We start from the raw sequence: 18,021 nt of genomic DNA on the forward strand, positions 1-18,021 counted from the left end.
CAAGCGGGAGATCCGGCGAACATGACGAAGGACGGCAAGCAGATCAGGGTGGGGGCCGACATCGGCGGAACCTTCACCGACGTTGCTATGGAAGTTGGCGAGACCATGCATTCCGCGAAGGTGCTCACCAACTACACGGCGCCCGAACAGGGTATCGTGGACGGTGTCCGGCTCGTCGCCGACCGCGCCGGCGTGGCGCTCTCCGAAATCGACACGCTCATTCACGGCACCACGCTTGCCACCAACGCGCTGATCGAGCGGCGCGGCGCCCGCACGGCCCTCATCACGACGAAGGGCTTCAGGGACGTCATCGAGATGCGGACCGAGAACCGGTTCGAGCAGTACGACCTCGACATCGTGCTCCCGGCCCCGCTGGTTCCGCGCGACGAGCGTTTCGTCCTCGACGAGCGCATCGACGCTCATGGCGAGATCCTCAAGGAGATCGACGACAAGGAGCTCGACGCCCTGGTCGACCGGATCATCGGGGCCGGCTTCGAGAGCATCGCGATCGGCCTGATCCACTCCTACGTCAACGGTGCGCACGAGCGGCGCGTCCGCGATGCGCTGCTGGCCCGCAAGCCCGACCTTTTCGTCTCCATCTCCTGTGAGGTCTCGCCGCAGATGCGCGAGTTCCAGCGCTTCAACACGGTCTGCGCCAACGCCTATGTGAAGCCGCTCATGGCGTCCTACCTGCGTCGCCTCACGGACAGTCTCAAGGAGGCGGGAACCACCTGCCCGGTCTTCATGATCCACTCGGGCGGCGGCATCATCAGCGTCGAGAGCGCCATCGAGTTTCCCGTTCGCCTGCTCGAGTCCGGCCCGGCCGGCGGCGCCATCTTCGCCGCCCACATCGCCAAGCAGCACGGGATCGAGCGGGTTCTGTCCTACGACATGGGCGGCACTACCGCGAAGATCTGCCTGATCGACAACCAGGTGCCCAAGACCGCCAAGACCTTCGAGGTGGCGCGCACCTACCGCTTCAAGAAGGGAAGCGGGATGCCGATCTCCATCCCGGTCATCGAGATGGTCGAGATCGGCGCGGGCGGTGGCTCCATCGCCACCGTGGACGCCATGCGCCAGATCCGCGTCGGCCCGCACAGCGCCGGCTCCGAGCCCGGCCCCGCATGTTACGGACGCGGCGGCAGCAACCCGACGGTCACCGACGCCGACCTGCTGCTTGGAAAGCTCGCGGCGGACGGGTTTGCCGGCGGTTCGATGACCCTCGACGTCGAGGCGGCGACGGGCGCGATCGAGAACGACCTCGCGCGCCCCCTCGACCTCGACGGCGCCACGGCGGCCTTCGGGCTTTGCGAAGTGGTCGACGAGAACATGAGCAACGCCGCCCGCATGCACGCGGTCGAGAACGGCATGGAGCTCGCCGACTACACGATGATCGCCTTCGGCGGCGCCGCGCCGCTGCACGCCGGCCGGCTCTGCGAAAAACTCGGCATCGACGAGCTGCTCGTCCCCCCCGGAGCCGGTGTCGGCTCGGCCATCGGCTTCCTGCGCGCACCCTTCGGCTTCGAGTCCGTGCGCAGCGCCTTCCTGCGCCTGAGCGCCTTCGACGCCGGCAAGGTGAATTCGGTCCTGAAGGAACTCGCCGACGAGGCGACCTCCTTCGTGCGCTCCGGCGCGCCCGACGCGGTCCCCACCCTCGAGTGCACCGCCTACATGCGCTACTCCGGCCAGGGCTGGGAGGTTCCGGTCACCGTGGAGGTCCGCGACTACGCCGGCAGCGAGGTCGACGTCTTCCGCAAGGGCTTCGAGGAGGTTTACGAGCAGCTCTTCGGCCGCCTGATCGACAAGCTGGACATCGAGATCGTGAGCTGGTCGCTGCGTGCAAGCTCCGAGGCCTATCCGGCGCCGCGCGTCGAGCGGGTCGAGGCCGAGCGCAGGCTCGAGCCCGCCGTCACCCGGCAGATGTTCGAGGCAAAGGCCGCGGGCTTCGTCACCTCGAACGTGGTGGCACGCGCCGACCTCAAGGCGGGCGACTGCGTCCCCGGCCCGGCCGTCATCACCGAAAACGAAACCACGACGATCATCACCGATGGACAGGAAGCGATCTTCCAGGCGGACGGATGTCTGCTCGTCCGGTCGAAAGCGTGAAGGGAACAAGAGCAATGACCGCGAATTCGCTCTCCGACGTCCGCATGCAGGTCATGTGGAACCGCCTCATCTCGGTGGTCGAGGAACAGGCCGTCACCCTCATCCGGACGGCCTTCAGCACCAGTGTCCGTGAATCGGGCGACCTTTCCGCCGGCGTCTTCAACCGGGGCGGCAAGATGATCGCCCAGGCGGTCACCGGCACCCCCGGCCACGTGAACGCGATGGCCGAGGCGGTCGGCCATTTCGTCAATGACATCGGCCGCGAGAACATCTTCGAAGGCGACGTCTACATCACCAACGACCCGTGGAAGGGCACCGGCCACCTTCTCGACATCACGATGGTGACCCCCTCGTTCCGCAACGGCTCGCTTGTCGGCTTCTTCGCCTGCACGGCCCATGTGGTGGACGTGGGCGGCCGGGGCTTCGGGCCCGACGCCAACGAGGTCTACGAGGAAGGCATCTTCATCCCGATCATGAAGTTCGTGGAGCGCGGCCACGTCAACCGCGACCTGGTCAACATCCTGCGCAACAACGTGCGCGAGGCGGACCAGGTCGTCGGCGACATCTTCTCCCTCGCCGCCTGCAACGAAACAGGCCATCGCCGCCTCATGGACATGATGGACGAGTTCGACCTGAGCGATCTGGAAGCGCTCGGCGAGTTCGTGTTCGACCGCAGCTACAAGGCGACGCTGGAACGCATCGCGGCCTTGCCCAAGGGATCCTACGACAACGTGATGCGTGTCGACGGATACGGCAGCCCGGTCGACATCGCGGTTCGCATCGACGTCCGCGACGATCACATCCTCGCCGACTTCGACGGCACGTCCGGCCCCAGCCCGCTGGGGATCAACGTCCCGATGATCTATTCCAAGGCCTATGCCTGCTACGGGCTGAAGTGCGCTCTGGCCCCCGACATCCCCAACAACCACGGCTCGCTTGCCCCGTTCCTCTTCGAGGCGCCAAAGGGCTGCATCCTCAATGCCCAGCGCCCGGCTCCGGTGGCCGTGCGCCATGTGCTCGGCCACTTCATCCCCGACGCGGTGCTCGGCGCGGTGCACAAGATGCTGCCGGGCCGCGTGCCGGCGGAAGGATCGGGAGCGCTGTGGAACCTGCATGTCAGCGTTCGCCCCCTGCAGGGCGACAAGGCGCCGGCCGACGGCGGCCGGCGGGCCGAGGTCCTGCTCTTCAACAGCGGCGGCGCCGGCGCGCGGGCAAGCCTCGACGGCCTCAGCGCGACCGCGTTCCCCAGCGGTGTGCACTCCATGTCGATCGAGGCGACGGAACACGTCGGTCCGGTCATCTTCTGGCGCAAGGAACTGCGCGACGGTTCCGGCGGCGCGGGCCAGTATCGCGGCGGCCTGGGACAGGTCGTCGAGATCAGCGCGGCCGAGGGACACGAGTTCCACTTCAACGCCATGTTCGACCGCATCGACCACCCCGCACGCGGCCGCGACGGCGGTCATGACGGCGCGCCGGGCTCGGTCACGCTGGATGACGGAACACGGCTGGCCTCGAAGGGACGCCAGCATGTCCCGGCCGAGCGTCGCCTTGTCCTGAGCCTGCCCGGCGGTGGCGGCTTCGGCGCACCGGAAAGGCGTGCCCCGGACGCGGCCAGGCGCGACGTCGCCTTCGAATACGTGGCGGACAAATGACCCGGACGGCACGGACAGGCTCTGGAAAGGTCATGCCATGAACTATGAAGCCGAACGCGCAAGGCGCATCAAGCTCTCCCCGGCCATGGCCGTTTCGGTCCGCGCACGCGAGCTGCGTGCCGGAGGCGCCGACATCATCGACCTCAGCGTCGGTGAGCCGGACTTCGACACGCCGCCACATGTTCTGGATGCGGCGGCAGCGGCGATGCGGGCGGGCCAGACCCACTACACCGCAGCCGACGGCACCCCGGAGCTCAAGGACGCGATCATCGGGAAGTTCGAGCGCGAGAACGGCCTGACATTCACCCGTCAGGAAATCTCGGCCGGCAACGGCGCCAAGCAGGTCATCTTCAACGCCCTGATGGCAACGCTCGAACCCGGCGACGAGATCCTCGTTCCCGCCCCCTACTGGGTATCCTACACGGACATGGCACTTCTCCTGGGCGCCATGCCCAGCGTGGTGGAATGCCCGATCGAGGACGGGTTCAAGCTGACGCCCGAGAAACTCGAGACGTCGCTCAGCCCGGCAACCCGCTGGCTGTTCCTCAACTCGCCCGGCAACCCCTCCGGCGCGGCCTATACACGGGCCGAACTGGAGGCTCTGGGCGAGGTGCTGGTCAGGTATCCCAGGGTCCTGATCCTCTCCGACGAGATCTACGAACACATCCGGCACGACGGCGCCGAGGCTCCGTCGTTCCTTACGGCGTGCCCGCATCTGCGCGAGCGCACCGTGATCGTCAACGGGGTGTCGAAGGCATATGCGATGACCGGTTGGCGGATCGGCTACGCGGCCGGGCCGGCGGACCTCATCAAGGTCATGGCCAAGATCCAGTCGCAGAGCACATCGAACCCCTGCTCGATCTCCCAGGCGGCCGCCGTTGCCGCACTGACCGGCCCGCAGGACTTCATTGCGACCGCCGGCAAGGAGTACACCGCGCGCCGCGACCTGGTGCTCGAGGGGCTCTCGGGGGTCGAGGGGCTGCGGCTGCGCAAGCCCGAGGGCGCGTTCTACGCCTTCGTCGAATGCAAGGGCCTCATCGGCAAGCGCACCGGCAAGGGCACGGTCCTGTCAAACGACGCGGAGGTGGCCGAATACCTGCTGGAGGCAGCGGGCGTCGCGACCGTTCCCGGAGCCGCCTTCGGGCTGTCCCCCTGCTTCCGCCTGTCCTTCGCGGCAGCCCGACTGCTGCTTGCCTCGGCCTGCAGCCGCATCGCGGACGCGGTCACCACCCTGGAGGACGGCCGATGACCCCTTACGACAGACTCCGGGAGCTCGGGCTCGAGCTCCCGCCCGTCCGCAAGGCCGCGGGGGCTTATGTTCCCGGGCGCCTTGCCGGCAACCTTCTCTTCCTGTCCGGGCGCGGTGGTGCCCATGCGGACGGCACGGTCGCCTCGGGTCGCGTGGGCGAAACGGTCACGAGCGAGAAGGCGCATGTCCACGCCCGCTCCGCCGGCCTGCAGCTTCTCGCCGCCGCCCATGCCGAACTCGGCGATCTCGGTCGCGTGCAGGCCGTGGTGAAACTGCTCGGCATGGTGAATGCGGTGCCGGGCTACCGCGAGCATCCCAAGGTGATCGACGGCTGTTCGGAGCTGTTCCTGCATGTGCTTGGAGAGGCCGGTCGACACGCGCGCAGCGCTGTCGGCGTCGGATCCCTTCCCCACGACATGACGGTCGAGGTCGAGGCGATCCTGCTCGTCAAAACCTGAGCAAACGCCCGCGAACAGCCTGCAATCGCTGGTATGACCATGTGGTCTGTTATATGATGCCCAACATGTGGTCAGAGACGCCAGAAGGAACAAGAATGCTCGGGAGACGGGAAAGCCTTTCATCGCAGCTCAAGAAGCAATTGCTGCAGAAGATCGACGACAAGGTCTATCTTCCGGGCCAGCGCATTCCCTCCGAAAGCGACCTGTGCGCGGAGTTCGGCGTGAGCCGGACCGTGGTCCGAGAGGCGGTCGCGTCCCTGCGGGCCGACGGTGTCCTGAAGTCGCGGCAGGGCATCGGCGTCTTCGTCGATGACGCACCGCGACTGCTCCCCTTCGAGATCTCGCCCATTCCCGACGATGCCGTTCAGGACATCCTGCAGATCCTGGAGCTGCGTCTGAGCGTTGAACTCGAGGCGGCCGCCATGGCCGCGGAACGGCGCAGCGACGCGCAGCTCGACCAGATCAGGGAAGCGCTGGAACGGATCCGGGCGGAGGGCAACGGCCAGAGCGGGCCGATGGATTTCGACTTCCACCTCGCCATCGCGCGGGCGACGAACAATCCCTATTTCGAGAAGTTCCTGACCTTCCTCGGGCCGCAGATCATCCCCCGCCTGCGCATCAACGCCATCGGCGCCAAGGTTCAGTCCGGCGCCTATAACGACAAGCTGCAGGAAGAGCACGGCGCCATTCTCGAGGCCATTGAAAAGCAGGATGCGGCCGCCGCGCGCGATGCCATGCGCAGGCACCTGTCCGGCAGTCTCATGCGCTACCGCCAGTCGGCGGCCTGACCGCAAGCCCCCCGCGCCGCCGGATGAGGCGCGTCGGCAGCATGCAACTGCCTCGCCAGCATGCCTGGCGAGGCAGTCGTTTATTATTTCAATGATTTGACTTCTCTTTTCTCTTTCCTCAGCGCTCCCGCCGGCGCAGGCCCTTTCTCCGGCCACCCTCGATAAAAAATGCAAGTTTTCGAGAAACCGGGCTTTACGGTTTTGACACATATGACAACATATGACAGTCTACAGACGTAAAGCGAGAGGCAAGCCAATTGCCCGTGCGCTGGGCACGACCTGCTCCATGGCGCCAGTCACCCCAACAGATGGAGAACGAGAATGTCCCTGAAGTCTCTACTTCGCGTGTGCGCCCTGGCGACGGCCACGGTCGCGTCTGCCGGTTCAGCGTTCGCCGCCACCGAGTGGACGATGGCCTCGGGCTATCCGGAGAGCAGCTTCTTCACCCAGAACATCCGCAAGTTCATCGAGGCCGTGGAAGAGCGGACCAATGGCGAACTGAAGATCGATCTGCGTTCCAACGACAGCCTGATCAAGCTCGACAACATCAAGCGGGCGGTGCAGTCCGGACAGGTGCCGATCGGTGAGATCCGCATGGGCGTCTACGGCAACGAGCAGGAGATGTTCAACCTCGACAACATCCCGGGCGTGGTGCCGACCTTCGAAAAATCCTGGAAGCTGATGGAGGCCCAGAAACCCTTCTACGACAAGTGGTTCGGCCGGTACGGCATGCAGGTGCTCACCTATGTGGCGTGGCCCGGCCAGGGCTTCTTCACCAAGGAGCCGATCACCTCGCTCGACGACATCAAGGACGTGCGCCTGCGCATCTACTCCCAGCAGACCCAGATCATGGGCAAGGAACTGGGCGCGATCGCGATCATCCTGCCGTTCGCCGAAGTGCCGCAGGCCTTCGCCACGGGCATGATCGATGCGCTTTGGACCAGCGCGCAGTCGGGCACCGACGTGCAGGTCTGGGACTATCTCGACGTCTTCACCTACACCGGCACGATGCACAACAAGAACGCCATCATCGTCAACCAGCGCGCCCTGCGCGCGCTTCCCGAGAACGTTCGCCAGATCGTGATCGAGGAAGGCGAAAAGGCGACGGCCCGTGGCTGGGAAATGGCCAAGGCAGCCAGCGACGAGCGCGAGCAGGTGCTCAAGGAGCACGGCATGACCATCAACCAGGCGCCGCAGGACATCCTCGACCGGATCGACGAGATCGGCAAGGCGATGGTCGCGGACTGGATGACCCGCGCCAGCGACGAGGAAAAGGCCGTCTACGAGGCCTACCAGGCATCGCTGAAGTAAGCCGCAACCACCAAACCCGGAGGAACCGACCATGATCCGACGCGTGTTGGACGGTCTTTATTCGGCATCCGGCTATGCCGCGGCCCTGTTCCTGGTCGGCATCGGCGTCACGATCATCGTTCAGGTCGTCGCCCGGTGGATGTCGGTCACGGTCGATTCCACGGAGGCGGCCGGGCTTTGCCTGGCCGCCTCCACCTTTTTCGGCCTGGCCCACACGTTCCGAAAAGGCAGCCACGTCAGGATCACACTGCTGGTCCGGCTGCTCCCCAGGGGCCCGAAGCGGGTCTTCGAGATCCTCAACTGCCTCATCGGCGGCGCGACGATCAGCTTTCTGGCATGGCACGTCATCGAGCTGACGCTGCAGTCCTACGAGTATCACGACGTCAGCCCCGGCCTTCTCGCCATGCCCTTCTGGATTCCCCAGCTTGGCGTCTCGATCGGCGTGACCCTCTTCGCCGTCGCCATTCTCGACGATCTCGTCACGATCCTCCTCGGCGGCGTCCCCAGCTACGCCGCCGACGAGCATCCCGAAGACACCCACGCGGACTGAGGACGCACCATGGACATGACATTCATCTCCGCGATCGTCCTGATCGTCCTGATCTTCGGATTTCTCGCCGTCGGCGTGTGGGTCTCCGTCACACTGCTCGCCGTCGGCATGCTGATGATGGGCATCTTCACCTCGGCACCGACCGGCTCCCTGATCGCCTCGACGCTCTGGGACAACAGCTGGGGCTGGGCCCTGACATCACTGCCCCTGTTCGTGTGGATGGGTGAAATCCTGTTCCGCTCGAACCTCTCGTCCGACATGTTCCGCGGACTGTCGCCCCTGGTCGGGCGCCTTCCCGGAGGACTGCTCCATGTCAACATCCTGGGGTGTGGCGTTCTGGCGGCCATCACCGGGTCGTCGGCGGTCACCTGCGCCACCATCGGCCGGATGACGGTGCCCGAACTCGGCAAGCGCGACTATCCGGTCAAGATGACCATCGGCACGCTCGCGGGCTCGGGAACGCTCGGACTGCTGATCCCCCCCTCGATCATCATGATCGTCTACGGGGTGACGGCCGAGCAATCCATCGGACGGCTGTTCATCGCGGGCGTGGTGCCGGGCCTTCTTCTCGTGACGCTGTTCATGGGCTACACGGCGATCTGGAGCCTGCTCAACAAGGGCTCCATGCCAAATCGGGAAGGGCGGATCTCCTGGCGGGAGCGCATCGCCGCCATTCGCAGCCTTGGCCCGACCGTCGCCCTGATCGCGCTGGTGATCGGTTCGATCTACGGCGGCTACGCCACTCCGACGGAAGCAGCCGTCGTCGGCGTTCTCGGCGCGCTCGGTCTCTCTGCGATGAGCAGATCGCTAACCTTCGAGAGCTTCATGGACGGCGTCATGGCGGCGGTTCGCACCTCCTGCATGATCTCCTTCATCATCGCCTGCGCGGCCTGCCTGTCGATCGCCGTCGCCTTCGTCGACCTGCCGAGACAGCTCGCGACCTGGGTCGACACGCTGAACCTGTCGCCCTACGCGCTGCTCGCCGTCCTGGCCGTGCTGATTCTCGTGCTCGGCTGCTTCCTGGAAGGCATCTCGATCATCGTTCTCACCTCCTCGGTGATGCTGCCGATGGTGCAGTCGGCGGGCGTCGACCTGGTGTGGTTCGGCATCTTCATCACGGTCCTCATCGAAGCGGCACAGATAACGCCTCCCGTTGGGTTCAACCTGTTCGTGATGCAAAGCGTGACAGGCGCGAACATCCTGACGGTGGCGAAAGCGACCTTCCCGTTCTTCCTGCTGCTGATGGGAATGCTCGCCCTGATCACGGTCTGGCCCGAGATCGTTCTCTGGCTGCCGCGCTTCATGAACTAGCGGCGACGCCAAAACAGGACCTCGAACATGACGTCAGGCGCTTCCGGGACCGGAAGCGCCTGACGTGTTTCATCTGCCCCGAACACTCCCGGATCGTCTTCCGGCCGGAAGACCGGTCGCGACCGATGGCCCTGGCCCGGGCGCCGACAGGTCGAGTGGCGTCCGGGCGGGCATCCTGCTCGGTTTGAGCGGCGGGACCTATTCGGCGGGCTGCGTGGCCGAGGCCGTCCCCTCGTCACCGGTCGCGTGTCCCTGCAACCGCCTGTGCGTCCCCGTCAGCTTCATCACGAACACGAAGAACACAGGCGCGAACAGCAGGCCGAGCACCGTCGCGGAGATCATCCCGCCCACCACGTTGATGCCGATGGCATTCTGACTGGCAGCCGACGGTCCCTTGGCAACGGCCATCGGCAACACGCCCATGGTGAAGGCCAGCGAGGTCATCAGGATCGGCCGGAACCGCAGGCGGCAGGCCTCGGACGTCGCCTCGATGAGATCCCTGCCCTCGGCTATCAGCTCCTTCGCCACCTCGACGATCAGGATGGCGTTCTTTGCCGAGAGGCCGACGATCGTGATGAGACCGACGGTGAAGAACACATCGTTCTGCAACCCGGTCAGGGTCACGGCGGCAACCGTGCCGATGGCGCCCATAGGGACGATCAGCATGACCGACAAGGGTATCGACCAGCTGCCGTAGAGCCCGGCCAGGCACAGGAAGACGAAGAGAACCGACAGGCCGATCAGGATCGGTGCCTGACTGCCGCTCTCGACTTCCTGCAGCGACTGTCCGGTCCACTCGAAGGCAAAGCCCTGCGGCAAGCCCGCGGCAAGACGCTCCATCTCGGCCAGGGCCTCGCCCGAGGAATACCCCGCGGCGGCCTCGCCGTTGATACGGATCGACGGATACCCGTTGTAGCCGACGATCTGTGCGGGACCGAACCCCCACTCCGCCGTGGCGAAGGAAGAAAGCGGCACCATGCCTCCCTGAACGTTGCGCACGTTCAGTTTCATCACCTCATCGATGTTCGCCCGGGCATAGCCTTCGGCCTGGACAATGGCACTCTGCATCCGGCCCGCATTCGGGAAGTCATTCATGTAACCCGACCCGAGTGCGACGGAGATCGTGCGGTTGATCTCCCCGAACGTCACACCAAACGCATTGGCCTTTTCCCGGTCCACCCGAAGGTTGAGCTGCGGACCGGGCTGCAGGCCCTCGATATACATTTGGCCGAGGATCGGGCTTTCCGCGCCGCCGGCCATGATCTGCCCGGCCGCCGCCTGAAGCGCCGCGTTGCCCTGATTGGCGCGGTCCTGAAGCCGGAAGGAAAAGCCGGAGCCGTTTCCCAGCCCTGGAATGGGCGGCGGTGATATCGCGAAGGCGAAGCTGTCACGAATGGAGAACAGCATGCCCGACAGCTTTCCGGCCAATGCGCCGGCACTGAGATCGGGACGCTCGCGCTCCGCCCAGTCCTTCAGGGTCACGAAGCTGATCGCCGAGTTCGGCCCCTGACCAGAGAAAGAGAAGCCCTGCACCGTGACCACGTCCTGGACGCCCTCGCTCGCGAGGGCGAATCCTTCCGCCGCCTTGGTGACTTCCCGCATCCGGAACGAGGTCGCTTCGGGCGGCGATTGCAGGCTGGCAATCAGATAGCCCTGGTCCTCCTGCGGGAGGAAGGCCGAGGGGATCCGGACATAGAACCAGCCAAGACCGGCCACCAGCGCCAGATAGATCACCATCATCCGCCCGGCGCGGCGTGTCAGCCCACCGACCAGACCCGAGTATCCCTTCGAAGCACGATCGAAGTTGCGGTTGAACCAGCCGGCGGGACCCTTCTTGGCATGTGCGTGCCCCTTTGGAATCGGCTTCAGGAAGGTCGCGCACAGGGCCGGCGTGAGCGAAAGCGCCAGAAACGCCGAAAAGAAGATCGAGACCACCATGGTCAGCGAAAACTGCTGGTAGATGATCCCGACCGACCCGGGAAAGAAGGCCAGCGGCACGAAGACCGCCATCAGCGCCAGCGTGATGCCGACGATGGCGCCCGAAATCTGGCCCATGGCCTTTTTCGAGGCCTCGCGCGGCGACACCCCCTCTTCCGACATGATCCGTTCGACATTCTCGACGACGACAATGGCGTCATCCACCAGGATGCCGATCGCAAGGATCATCGCGAACATGGTCAGCACGTTGATCGAGAAGCCCGCCGCGAGCATCACCGCAAGCGTTCCAGCCAGCGCGATGGGCACCACCAGCATCGGAATCACGGTGTAGCGGAAGCTCTGCAGGAAGATCAGCATCACGACGAAGACCAGCGCCACCGCCTCGAGCAGGGTGTGCAGAACCTTTTCGATCGACGCCGAAACAAATGGCGTGGTGTCGTACGGAATGGCGTAGTGCACGCCCTTCGGGAAGGATGGCTGGAGCTCTTCCAGGAGATCGCGGATGCCCTGTGCGGTGTCGAGGGCGTTGCCGGTCGGCGAAAGCTGGATGCCGATCTGCGCGGCATCCTGTCCGTTGAGGTAGGACTTGAACGAATAGAACTCCGCGTCCACCTCGATCCGCGCAACGTCGGACAACCGTACGAGCGCGCCGTCGTCCCGGGCACGAAGCACGATCTGCCCGAACTCCTCGGGCGTGCGCAACTGTCCGGTTACGAGCAGCGTGGCCTGTACCTGCTGCCCCTCCGGCGCGGGATCGACACCCACCGAGCCGGCCGCGACCTGGGCGTTCTGCTCGGAGATGGCGGCCGTGATGTCCGTCACCGAAAGATCGAGACCCACCAGCTTGGCCGGATCTATCCAGATCCGCATGGCCCGCTCAGCCGAGAAAAGCTGTGCCTTGCCGACTCCGGGAACCCGGCGGATCTCATTCAGCACGCTTCGCGTGGCGAAATCGGCGAGCGCGATCGTGTCCATGCCGACTTCGGGGTCGGCGTTCAGCGAAACAAACAGAAGATAGCTCGTGCCGGCTTCCTCGACGAGCAGCCCTTCCTGCCGCACCTGCGGCGGCAACGATGCCTCGACACGGCGCAAGCGGTTCTGGGTCTCCACGACGGCCTGCGCGATCGCGGTGCCCGAGGCGAAGGTCACGGTGATGGTAACCGACCCGGTCGTGTCCGACGTGGATTCGAAATAGAGCAGCCCGGGGATGCCGTTCAGCTCTTCTTCGATCGGCTGCGTGACCTGCAAGTAGAGATCTTCAGGCGATGACCCGGCAAAGCGGGTCGAGATCGTCACCTGAGGCGGCGCGACGTCCGGGTATTGCGCGACCGGCAGAGACGGCAGCGACAACACCCCGGCGATGGTGATGAAAATGGCGATGACCCAGGCGAGAACCGGGTTGTCGATAAAGAACCTTGCCATGACCGGGCCTCACTTTGCAGCGATGGAGGCCAACCGGCCAAGACGCCGGGTACAGGCGTCGGGCGAGGTGGCATTCTCCCCGGCGGCGGGGTCTGTCCAGCAGACCGGTGCGACGGGGGCACCGGGCCCGATTTTCTGAAAACCGTCGACGATGACCAGGTCGTCCGCCTGCAGACCGCTTTCGACGATTACATGATTGCCGACGGACCTTCCAAGCGTCACCGTACGCACTTCAACCGCCGAACCGTCTCCGACGACGAAGACCTGCGCCGTGCCGGACGCATCGCGACGAACCGACTGCGCCGGAACGAGGATCGCATCCTCGCGCCGGGCCTGCTCGACGGAAACGCGCACATACATGCCGGGCAGCAGGGTGCCGTCAGGGTTCGGGAACTCGGCCCGAAGCGTGACCTGGCCGCTCGATCTCTCGACCGTGACTTCGGCGAACAGAAGCCGCCCCGGGTGGGGATAGAGCGTGCCGTCATCGACATAGAGCTCAACCTCGGCGGTCCCCGGCTCGATCTCCTTCAAGTCGCCGGCCGCGAGTGCACGGCGCAACCGAAGAAGTTCCGAGACCGGTTGCTGCATATCCGCATAAACGGTGTCGAGCTGCTGGATGGTGGTCAGGATCTCCCCTTGCGCGGACACAAGCGCGCCCTCGGTGGTCAGGGCCCGCCCCGTGCGGCCGGAGATCGGCGCCTTGATTTCGGTGTAGCCGAGATTGACCTCGGCCGCGCGCAACCGGGCGCGTGCCTCGGCAAGGCTTGCCTCGGCCTGGAGCCGGGCGGCAACCGCCGAGTCAAGCGCAGCCTGACTGGCGACCTTTCGCTGGCTCAGGGAAACGGTCCGCTGTTCTATCTGGCGCGAGTCCGTCAGAACCGCTTCGGCGCGAGCCACCGCGGCCCGGGCCGCCTCGAGCGCGACCTCATAGGTGGCACGGTCGAGGCGAAACAGGACGTCTCCCTCGGACACGAGACTGCCCTGCTCGAAAACACGGGTTTCGATGATGCCGCCGACGCGAGGCCGGACTTCGGCGACCCGCGTGGCGCTGATCCGGCCCGGAAGTTCAGAGGTAATGGCGACGGCCTGCGGCTCGACGACGACCACACCGACAGAACTCGGCGGATATCCCTGAGCGATGGCGGCAACGGGGAGGAGGGAGGAGACCACGACCAGGGCGGCAAAAGCCACCCTCGCAGGCCTCTCAAACGGATGGAACACCGCCCGGTGACGGGCGTACTGCGTGGCACTGTCAAGCAGCGCGCGAATGAACGACATGATGGGTCTCCTTGCCGGGCCGCATGGGAGGGTTTGACGGCCCGGCATTTTTCAAAGTTATCGCTTTGAAAAATATTTTGGAGAATATGTCAAGAAAATGCTTTGAAAAAGCCGCGCGCCCGAACGCCCGCCGGAATGACCGCATCGGAAAATTACAAGGAATTCCGCTCCCCACCCGGAGCTGCGCCCTTGCTCCAGGTCAGCCATACGTTCACGCCAAGCAGAGCCAGAACGGTCAGCGGCGGGATGGCGTGGGAGAATTCTCCATTCAACGCGACGGTTCCGGCTGCGGCGGCCATGATCGCGCAGGCGAATACGCTGCCCGCGAGGCGGGTCGCCGGTATCGCGATCAGCACCGCCGCCGTCCATTCCATGACGCCGGTCACATAGTGAAACCAGTCCGGGTAGCCCCAACGCCGGTAGTCGGCGAGGATTTCCGGGGATGCCAGCAAGTTCATGCCTCCCCCCAGAACGAAGAAGGCGGCCAGAAGCCAGGCATAGATGTCGCGCCAGGGGAGTTTCTTCATGTCTTGTCCTTACGGTTTGGCACCATTCCGGCAGGGGCCGGGCGATCTTCCGATGTGCTGTCTTGATTGCCCCGACTTGCTCCGCCCGGGCTCCGCCTGATCAAAGCGCGCGCCCGATCTCACAGCGGGCAGACCGCATGATATCGGCGGGAATGCCAGACGAGCGGCTGGAGCCCCTCGCCAAGATCGATCTCCCGCGGACCGCCGGCGAAAAGGATGTGTCCAGCCACTTCCATTTCTCCAAGCACCACGCAATCCATGACCGCAACGGCGCCTGAAAGGCGGGGCTGCCCCGAAGGCCATTCGCACCATGAGCCATGGTCGAACCGGCGGGCGGCAACCTCCTTGCCGGCAAAGGCGTCGCAGATGTCGCGCTGTGTTTCTGACAGCATCGCGAAGGAGAAACCGCCCGTTTCCTGGATTCGGTGCGCGAGTGCCGAACCGGCAGCAATGGAAACAAGGAGCGCGGGCGGATCCACGCTCAAGGAAAAGGCGGCTGTCACCGTGCGACCGAGGCGATCGGTGCCACGTCCGGCCGCCACAAGACAGGCTGTCGCGGCGAGCGACGCCATGGCATCCCGAAAGTTCTGCTGCAGAGGCTTGCCGTCCGAGGTCTCGGCGAGCGTCAGGATGCCCGCCATGGCCGAATGCCGATCATCGACCGTCATGAGCCGCCCCCGGGTCTGGGTGAGAACAGCGTCTGCAACTTGTTCGGGACGCCGTCCATCTCGTCCGCATTGGCGGGCGGCTCACCGCGCTCCGTGGCAACGGGCCAGAGATCGGCATATTTCCGGTTGAACTCGACCCAGCGCTCCATGTCCGGCTCCGTGTCCGGACGGATCGCGTCGGCAGGACATTCGGGTTCGCAGACGCCGCAGTCGATACACTCGTCCGGATGAATTACCAGCGTGTTCTCGCCCTCGTAGAAGCACTCCACGGGGCAGACCTCGACACAGTCCATGTATTTGCAGGCGATGCAGTTCTCGGTAACGACATAGGTCATGAAGGGGGCCTGGCGGGATGTAGAAAAACGGTCCCGCCACGGCAGAAGGCTGCGACGTGGCGGGATCCGAAAGCCTCAATCAGACGAGATTCGCCTCGGCGAATTCGTAGTTCGCCAGCCGGTCGAGAAAATTGGTCACATAGTCCGGGCGCCGGTTGCGGAAATCGACGTAGTAGCTGTGCTCCCAGACGTCGAGGCCGAGCAGCGCCGTGCCCTCGCCGGTCGCCAGCGGGTTCACCCCGTTCGGTGTCTTGGTCACGGCAAGCTTGCCGTCAGCGGTCTGGATCAGCCAGGCCCATCCCGAACCGAACTGACTGGTCGCCGCCGTCTTGAACGCCGTCTTGAACGCCTCGACCGAACCGAAGTCAGCGATCAGGCGGGCTTCGAGCGCTCCGGGAATGCGACCGCCCTCAGGCGACAGGGCATTCCAGAAATGGATGTGGTTCCAGTGCTGGCCGGCCTGATTGAAGATCCCCGCGCGGTCGGCATCGCCATACGTTCCGGTCACGATCTCCTCCAGGGTCTTGCCCTGCAGGTCCGGCGTCTTCTCCACGAAACCGTTCAGCGCGGTGACATAGGCCTGATGGTGCTTGTCATGATGCAGTTCCAGCGTCTCCTGGCTCATGCCAAGAGCCGCCAGGGCATCATGGGAATAGTTCAGGGCGGGCAGTTCAAAGGCCATGATCTGTCTCCTTGTCAGGGCCGAAGCTTGCGCGCGAGAGCGCGATCGGCTATTAAATCAAGTCAGACCTTTGAAAAACACTTGTGAAAATATGTCAAGCGACAACTTGGAAATTTATGGATGGTCCCCGCGCGCTCCCGCCGACCGCATCCTCATGACATTGAAGATGCAGGGCGCCCTGACCTCGGCCCAGACCGGCCAGAAACTCGGCATAACGGGTGAAGCCGCGAGGCAACAGCTCGTGAAGCTGTCCGAGGATGGCCTTGTTGACGAGGAGCGGCGATCGGCCGGACGCGGGCGGCCCGCGACCTACTGGCACCTGACCGAGAAGGGGCAGGCGCGCTTTCCCGACAGCCACGCCGCACTCACCGTGGACCTTCTGAGGAGCGTCCGCGACGTGCTGGGGCAGGAAGCGCTCGACACCGTGATCGGAGCGCGCGAAGCGAGTACGCAAGCCCAGTACGAAGTGGCCATGGCAGGATGCGGAAGCCTGCGGGAACGCGTGATCAAGCTCGCGGAGCTGCGCTCCGCGGAAGGCTACATGGCAGCGGCGGAAGAAGACCAGGAAGGCGGTATGCTGCTGATCGAGAACCATTGCCCGATCTGTGCCGCCGCGACCTTCTGTCAGGGCTTTTGCCGTGCGGAGAAGGCGATTTTCGAGAATATTCTTGGCGCGGGCACCCGTGTCGAGCGCATGGAGCATATCGTGAAGGGCGGGCGTCGCTGCACCTACCGGATCCGGGAGACGGGGTGACAGGCTTCTTTCGCCTGCACATCCGGCAGGTCACCGAAATACAGGCAACGCTCCCCCGGACGCGGGCCGAGACTGCCTCGCCAACGGCATCTTGCCGCGCCTGATGGAAACGCCGGCCACTCAACCATTGAGGTGCCCCCCTTTCCACGGACCTCGGTTCGTCCGGGCCAGTGTTCCGCGCCAGCACCTGCCACCGGAAATTTCGAGCGCCTCCAGCGAGTACTACCCTTCCGCGGAGCGCAGGAGCGCTATTGAAGTCGACGTCATGCGCCACATCGATTATCTATAATTCATGGTGAAAGCAGCAGATTCCCCCATCTCCGACCGGATCGCGCGCATTCTGGCGGACCGGATCATATCGGGAGAGATACAGCCCGGCGTGCGGTTGCGGCAGGACCATATCGCGACGGAGTTCGGAACCAGTCACGTACCGGTGCGCGAGGCTTTCCGTACCCTGCAAAAGCAGGGGCTGGCGGAGAACGAACCCTGGCGCGGGTTCCGCGTGACCGAGTTCGACGTCGCCGAACTGCACGAAGTTGCGGAGATGCGGGCAAGCCTCGAATCACTTGCCCTGCGCCACGCCGCACCGAACCTGACGCGGGAAATTCTAGCAAAAGCAGAAGAAGTTACCCGGCATGGAGATCGCGCCGGCAACGTCCGTGACTGGGAAGCCGCGAACCGCAAATTTCACAATCTGATCCTCGCACCCTGCCACATGCCGCGGCTGCTGCGCACGATCGATGACCTTCAGGCAGCCAGCGCACGCTTCCTGTTCGCGGCATGGCGCAGCGATTGGGAAACACGCACCGACCACGATCACCGCGCCATTCTGGACGCCCTCCGGAAAGGCCAGACGGAGTTTGCCTGCGCGACGCTGGCACGCCACGTCGGCTGGATCGGCAAACGCAAACCGGCATCAAAAAATGTCGACCTTAGAGAGACTTACGAAATTTCTGGATGATTATCTATAATCCATATTGATCGCTCAAAGC

General features: G+C 64.7%; 16 protein-coding genes. 10 read left to right on the plus strand and 6 right to left on the minus strand.

What is annotated here, in order from left to right:
• Window positions 1-21 precede the first annotated feature (21 nt).
• From ACYX4S_RS16910 to ACYX4S_RS16945, 8 genes are all read left to right on the plus strand, one after another.
• On the plus strand, window positions 22-2,106 hold the full coding sequence (locus tag ACYX4S_RS16910) for a hydantoinase/oxoprolinase family protein (protein ID WP_476361041.1): 2,085 nt from the start codon (window positions 22-24) through the stop codon (window positions 2,104-2,106).
• Between the two features lie 14 nt (window positions 2,107-2,120).
• The gene (locus ACYX4S_RS16915; protein WP_476361042.1) at window positions 2,121-3,758 is read left to right on the plus strand and encodes a hydantoinase B/oxoprolinase family protein; all 1,638 of its coding nucleotides are present in this window, start codon (window positions 2,121-2,123) and stop codon (window positions 3,756-3,758) included.
• Window positions 3,759-3,795: 37 nt separating this feature from the next.
• Window positions 3,796-5,007, plus strand: a complete 1,212-nt coding sequence (locus tag ACYX4S_RS16920) for an aminotransferase class I/II-fold pyridoxal phosphate-dependent enzyme (protein ID WP_476361043.1) — start codon at window positions 3,796-3,798, stop codon at window positions 5,005-5,007.
• On the plus strand, window positions 5,004-5,465 hold the full coding sequence (locus ACYX4S_RS16925; RefSeq protein ID WP_476361044.1) for a RidA family protein: 462 nt from the start codon (window positions 5,004-5,006) through the stop codon (window positions 5,463-5,465). Before ACYX4S_RS16920 ends, ACYX4S_RS16925 begins: the two co-directional genes overlap by 4 nt.
• Window positions 5,466-5,560: 95 nt before the next feature.
• Entirely contained in the window at window positions 5,561-6,253 is a 693-nt protein-coding gene (locus ACYX4S_RS16930; RefSeq protein ID WP_293720073.1) for a FadR/GntR family transcriptional regulator, read from the plus strand.
• A gap of 321 nt (window positions 6,254-6,574) precedes the next feature.
• Window positions 6,575-7,564 (plus strand): TRAP transporter substrate-binding protein, encoded by a 990-nt coding sequence (locus ACYX4S_RS16935; RefSeq protein ID WP_476361045.1) that lies wholly within the window; start codon window positions 6,575-6,577, stop codon window positions 7,562-7,564.
• 31 nt (window positions 7,565-7,595) lie between these two features.
• Complete coding sequence (locus ACYX4S_RS16940; protein ID WP_476361046.1) at window positions 7,596-8,114, plus strand: TRAP transporter small permease; 519 nt, start codon at window positions 7,596-7,598, stop codon at window positions 8,112-8,114.
• A 9-nt stretch (window positions 8,115-8,123) separates the two neighbouring features.
• Window positions 8,124-9,425 carry a TRAP transporter large permease gene (locus ACYX4S_RS16945; RefSeq protein ID WP_293720067.1) on the plus strand — a complete coding sequence of 434 codons (1,302 nt, stop codon included), beginning with the start codon at window positions 8,124-8,126 and terminating at the stop codon, window positions 9,423-9,425.
• 198 nt (window positions 9,426-9,623) lie between these two features.
• Here ACYX4S_RS16945 and ACYX4S_RS16950 read toward each other — a convergent pair whose 3' ends face one another.
• The 6 genes from ACYX4S_RS16950 to ACYX4S_RS16975 form a co-directional block, all read right to left on the minus strand.
• A complete protein-coding gene (locus ACYX4S_RS16950) occupies window positions 9,624-12,785 on the minus strand; it encodes a multidrug efflux RND transporter permease subunit (RefSeq protein WP_476361047.1) in 3,162 nt (1,053 codons plus the stop codon).
• Window positions 12,786-12,794: 9 nt separating this feature from the next.
• A complete protein-coding gene (locus ACYX4S_RS16955) occupies window positions 12,795-14,063 on the minus strand; it encodes an efflux RND transporter periplasmic adaptor subunit (RefSeq protein ID WP_476361048.1) in 1,269 nt (422 codons plus the stop codon).
• A 152-nt stretch (window positions 14,064-14,215) separates the two neighbouring features.
• Entirely contained in the window at window positions 14,216-14,590 is a 375-nt protein-coding gene (locus ACYX4S_RS16960; protein WP_476361049.1) for a DoxX family protein, read from the minus strand.
• A 119-nt stretch (window positions 14,591-14,709) separates the two neighbouring features.
• The gene (locus ACYX4S_RS16965) at window positions 14,710-15,258 is read right to left on the minus strand and encodes a flavin reductase family protein (RefSeq protein ID WP_476361050.1); all 549 of its coding nucleotides are present in this window, start codon (window positions 15,256-15,258) and stop codon (window positions 14,710-14,712) included.
• Complete coding sequence (gene fdxA / locus ACYX4S_RS16970) at window positions 15,255-15,593, minus strand: ferredoxin FdxA (protein ID WP_293720058.1); 339 nt, start codon at window positions 15,591-15,593, stop codon at window positions 15,255-15,257. Before fdxA ends, ACYX4S_RS16965 begins: the two co-directional genes overlap by 4 nt.
• A gap of 79 nt (window positions 15,594-15,672) precedes the next feature.
• Window positions 15,673-16,275 (minus strand): superoxide dismutase, encoded by a 603-nt coding sequence (locus tag ACYX4S_RS16975; RefSeq protein WP_476361051.1) that lies wholly within the window; start codon window positions 16,273-16,275, stop codon window positions 15,673-15,675.
• Between the two features lie 154 nt (window positions 16,276-16,429).
• On the opposite strand from ACYX4S_RS16975, the gene ACYX4S_RS16980 reads away from it, so the two are divergent.
• On the plus strand, window positions 16,430-17,029 hold the full coding sequence (locus tag ACYX4S_RS16980) for a helix-turn-helix transcriptional regulator (protein ID WP_422067529.1): 600 nt from the start codon (window positions 16,430-16,432) through the stop codon (window positions 17,027-17,029).
• Between the two features lie 292 nt (window positions 17,030-17,321).
• Entirely contained in the window at window positions 17,322-17,990 is a 669-nt protein-coding gene (locus ACYX4S_RS16985) for a GntR family transcriptional regulator (protein ID WP_476361052.1), read from the plus strand.
• Window positions 17,991-18,021 lie beyond the last annotated feature (31 nt).

This window comes from Stappia sp. ABD4_338 (assembly GCF_056312175.1).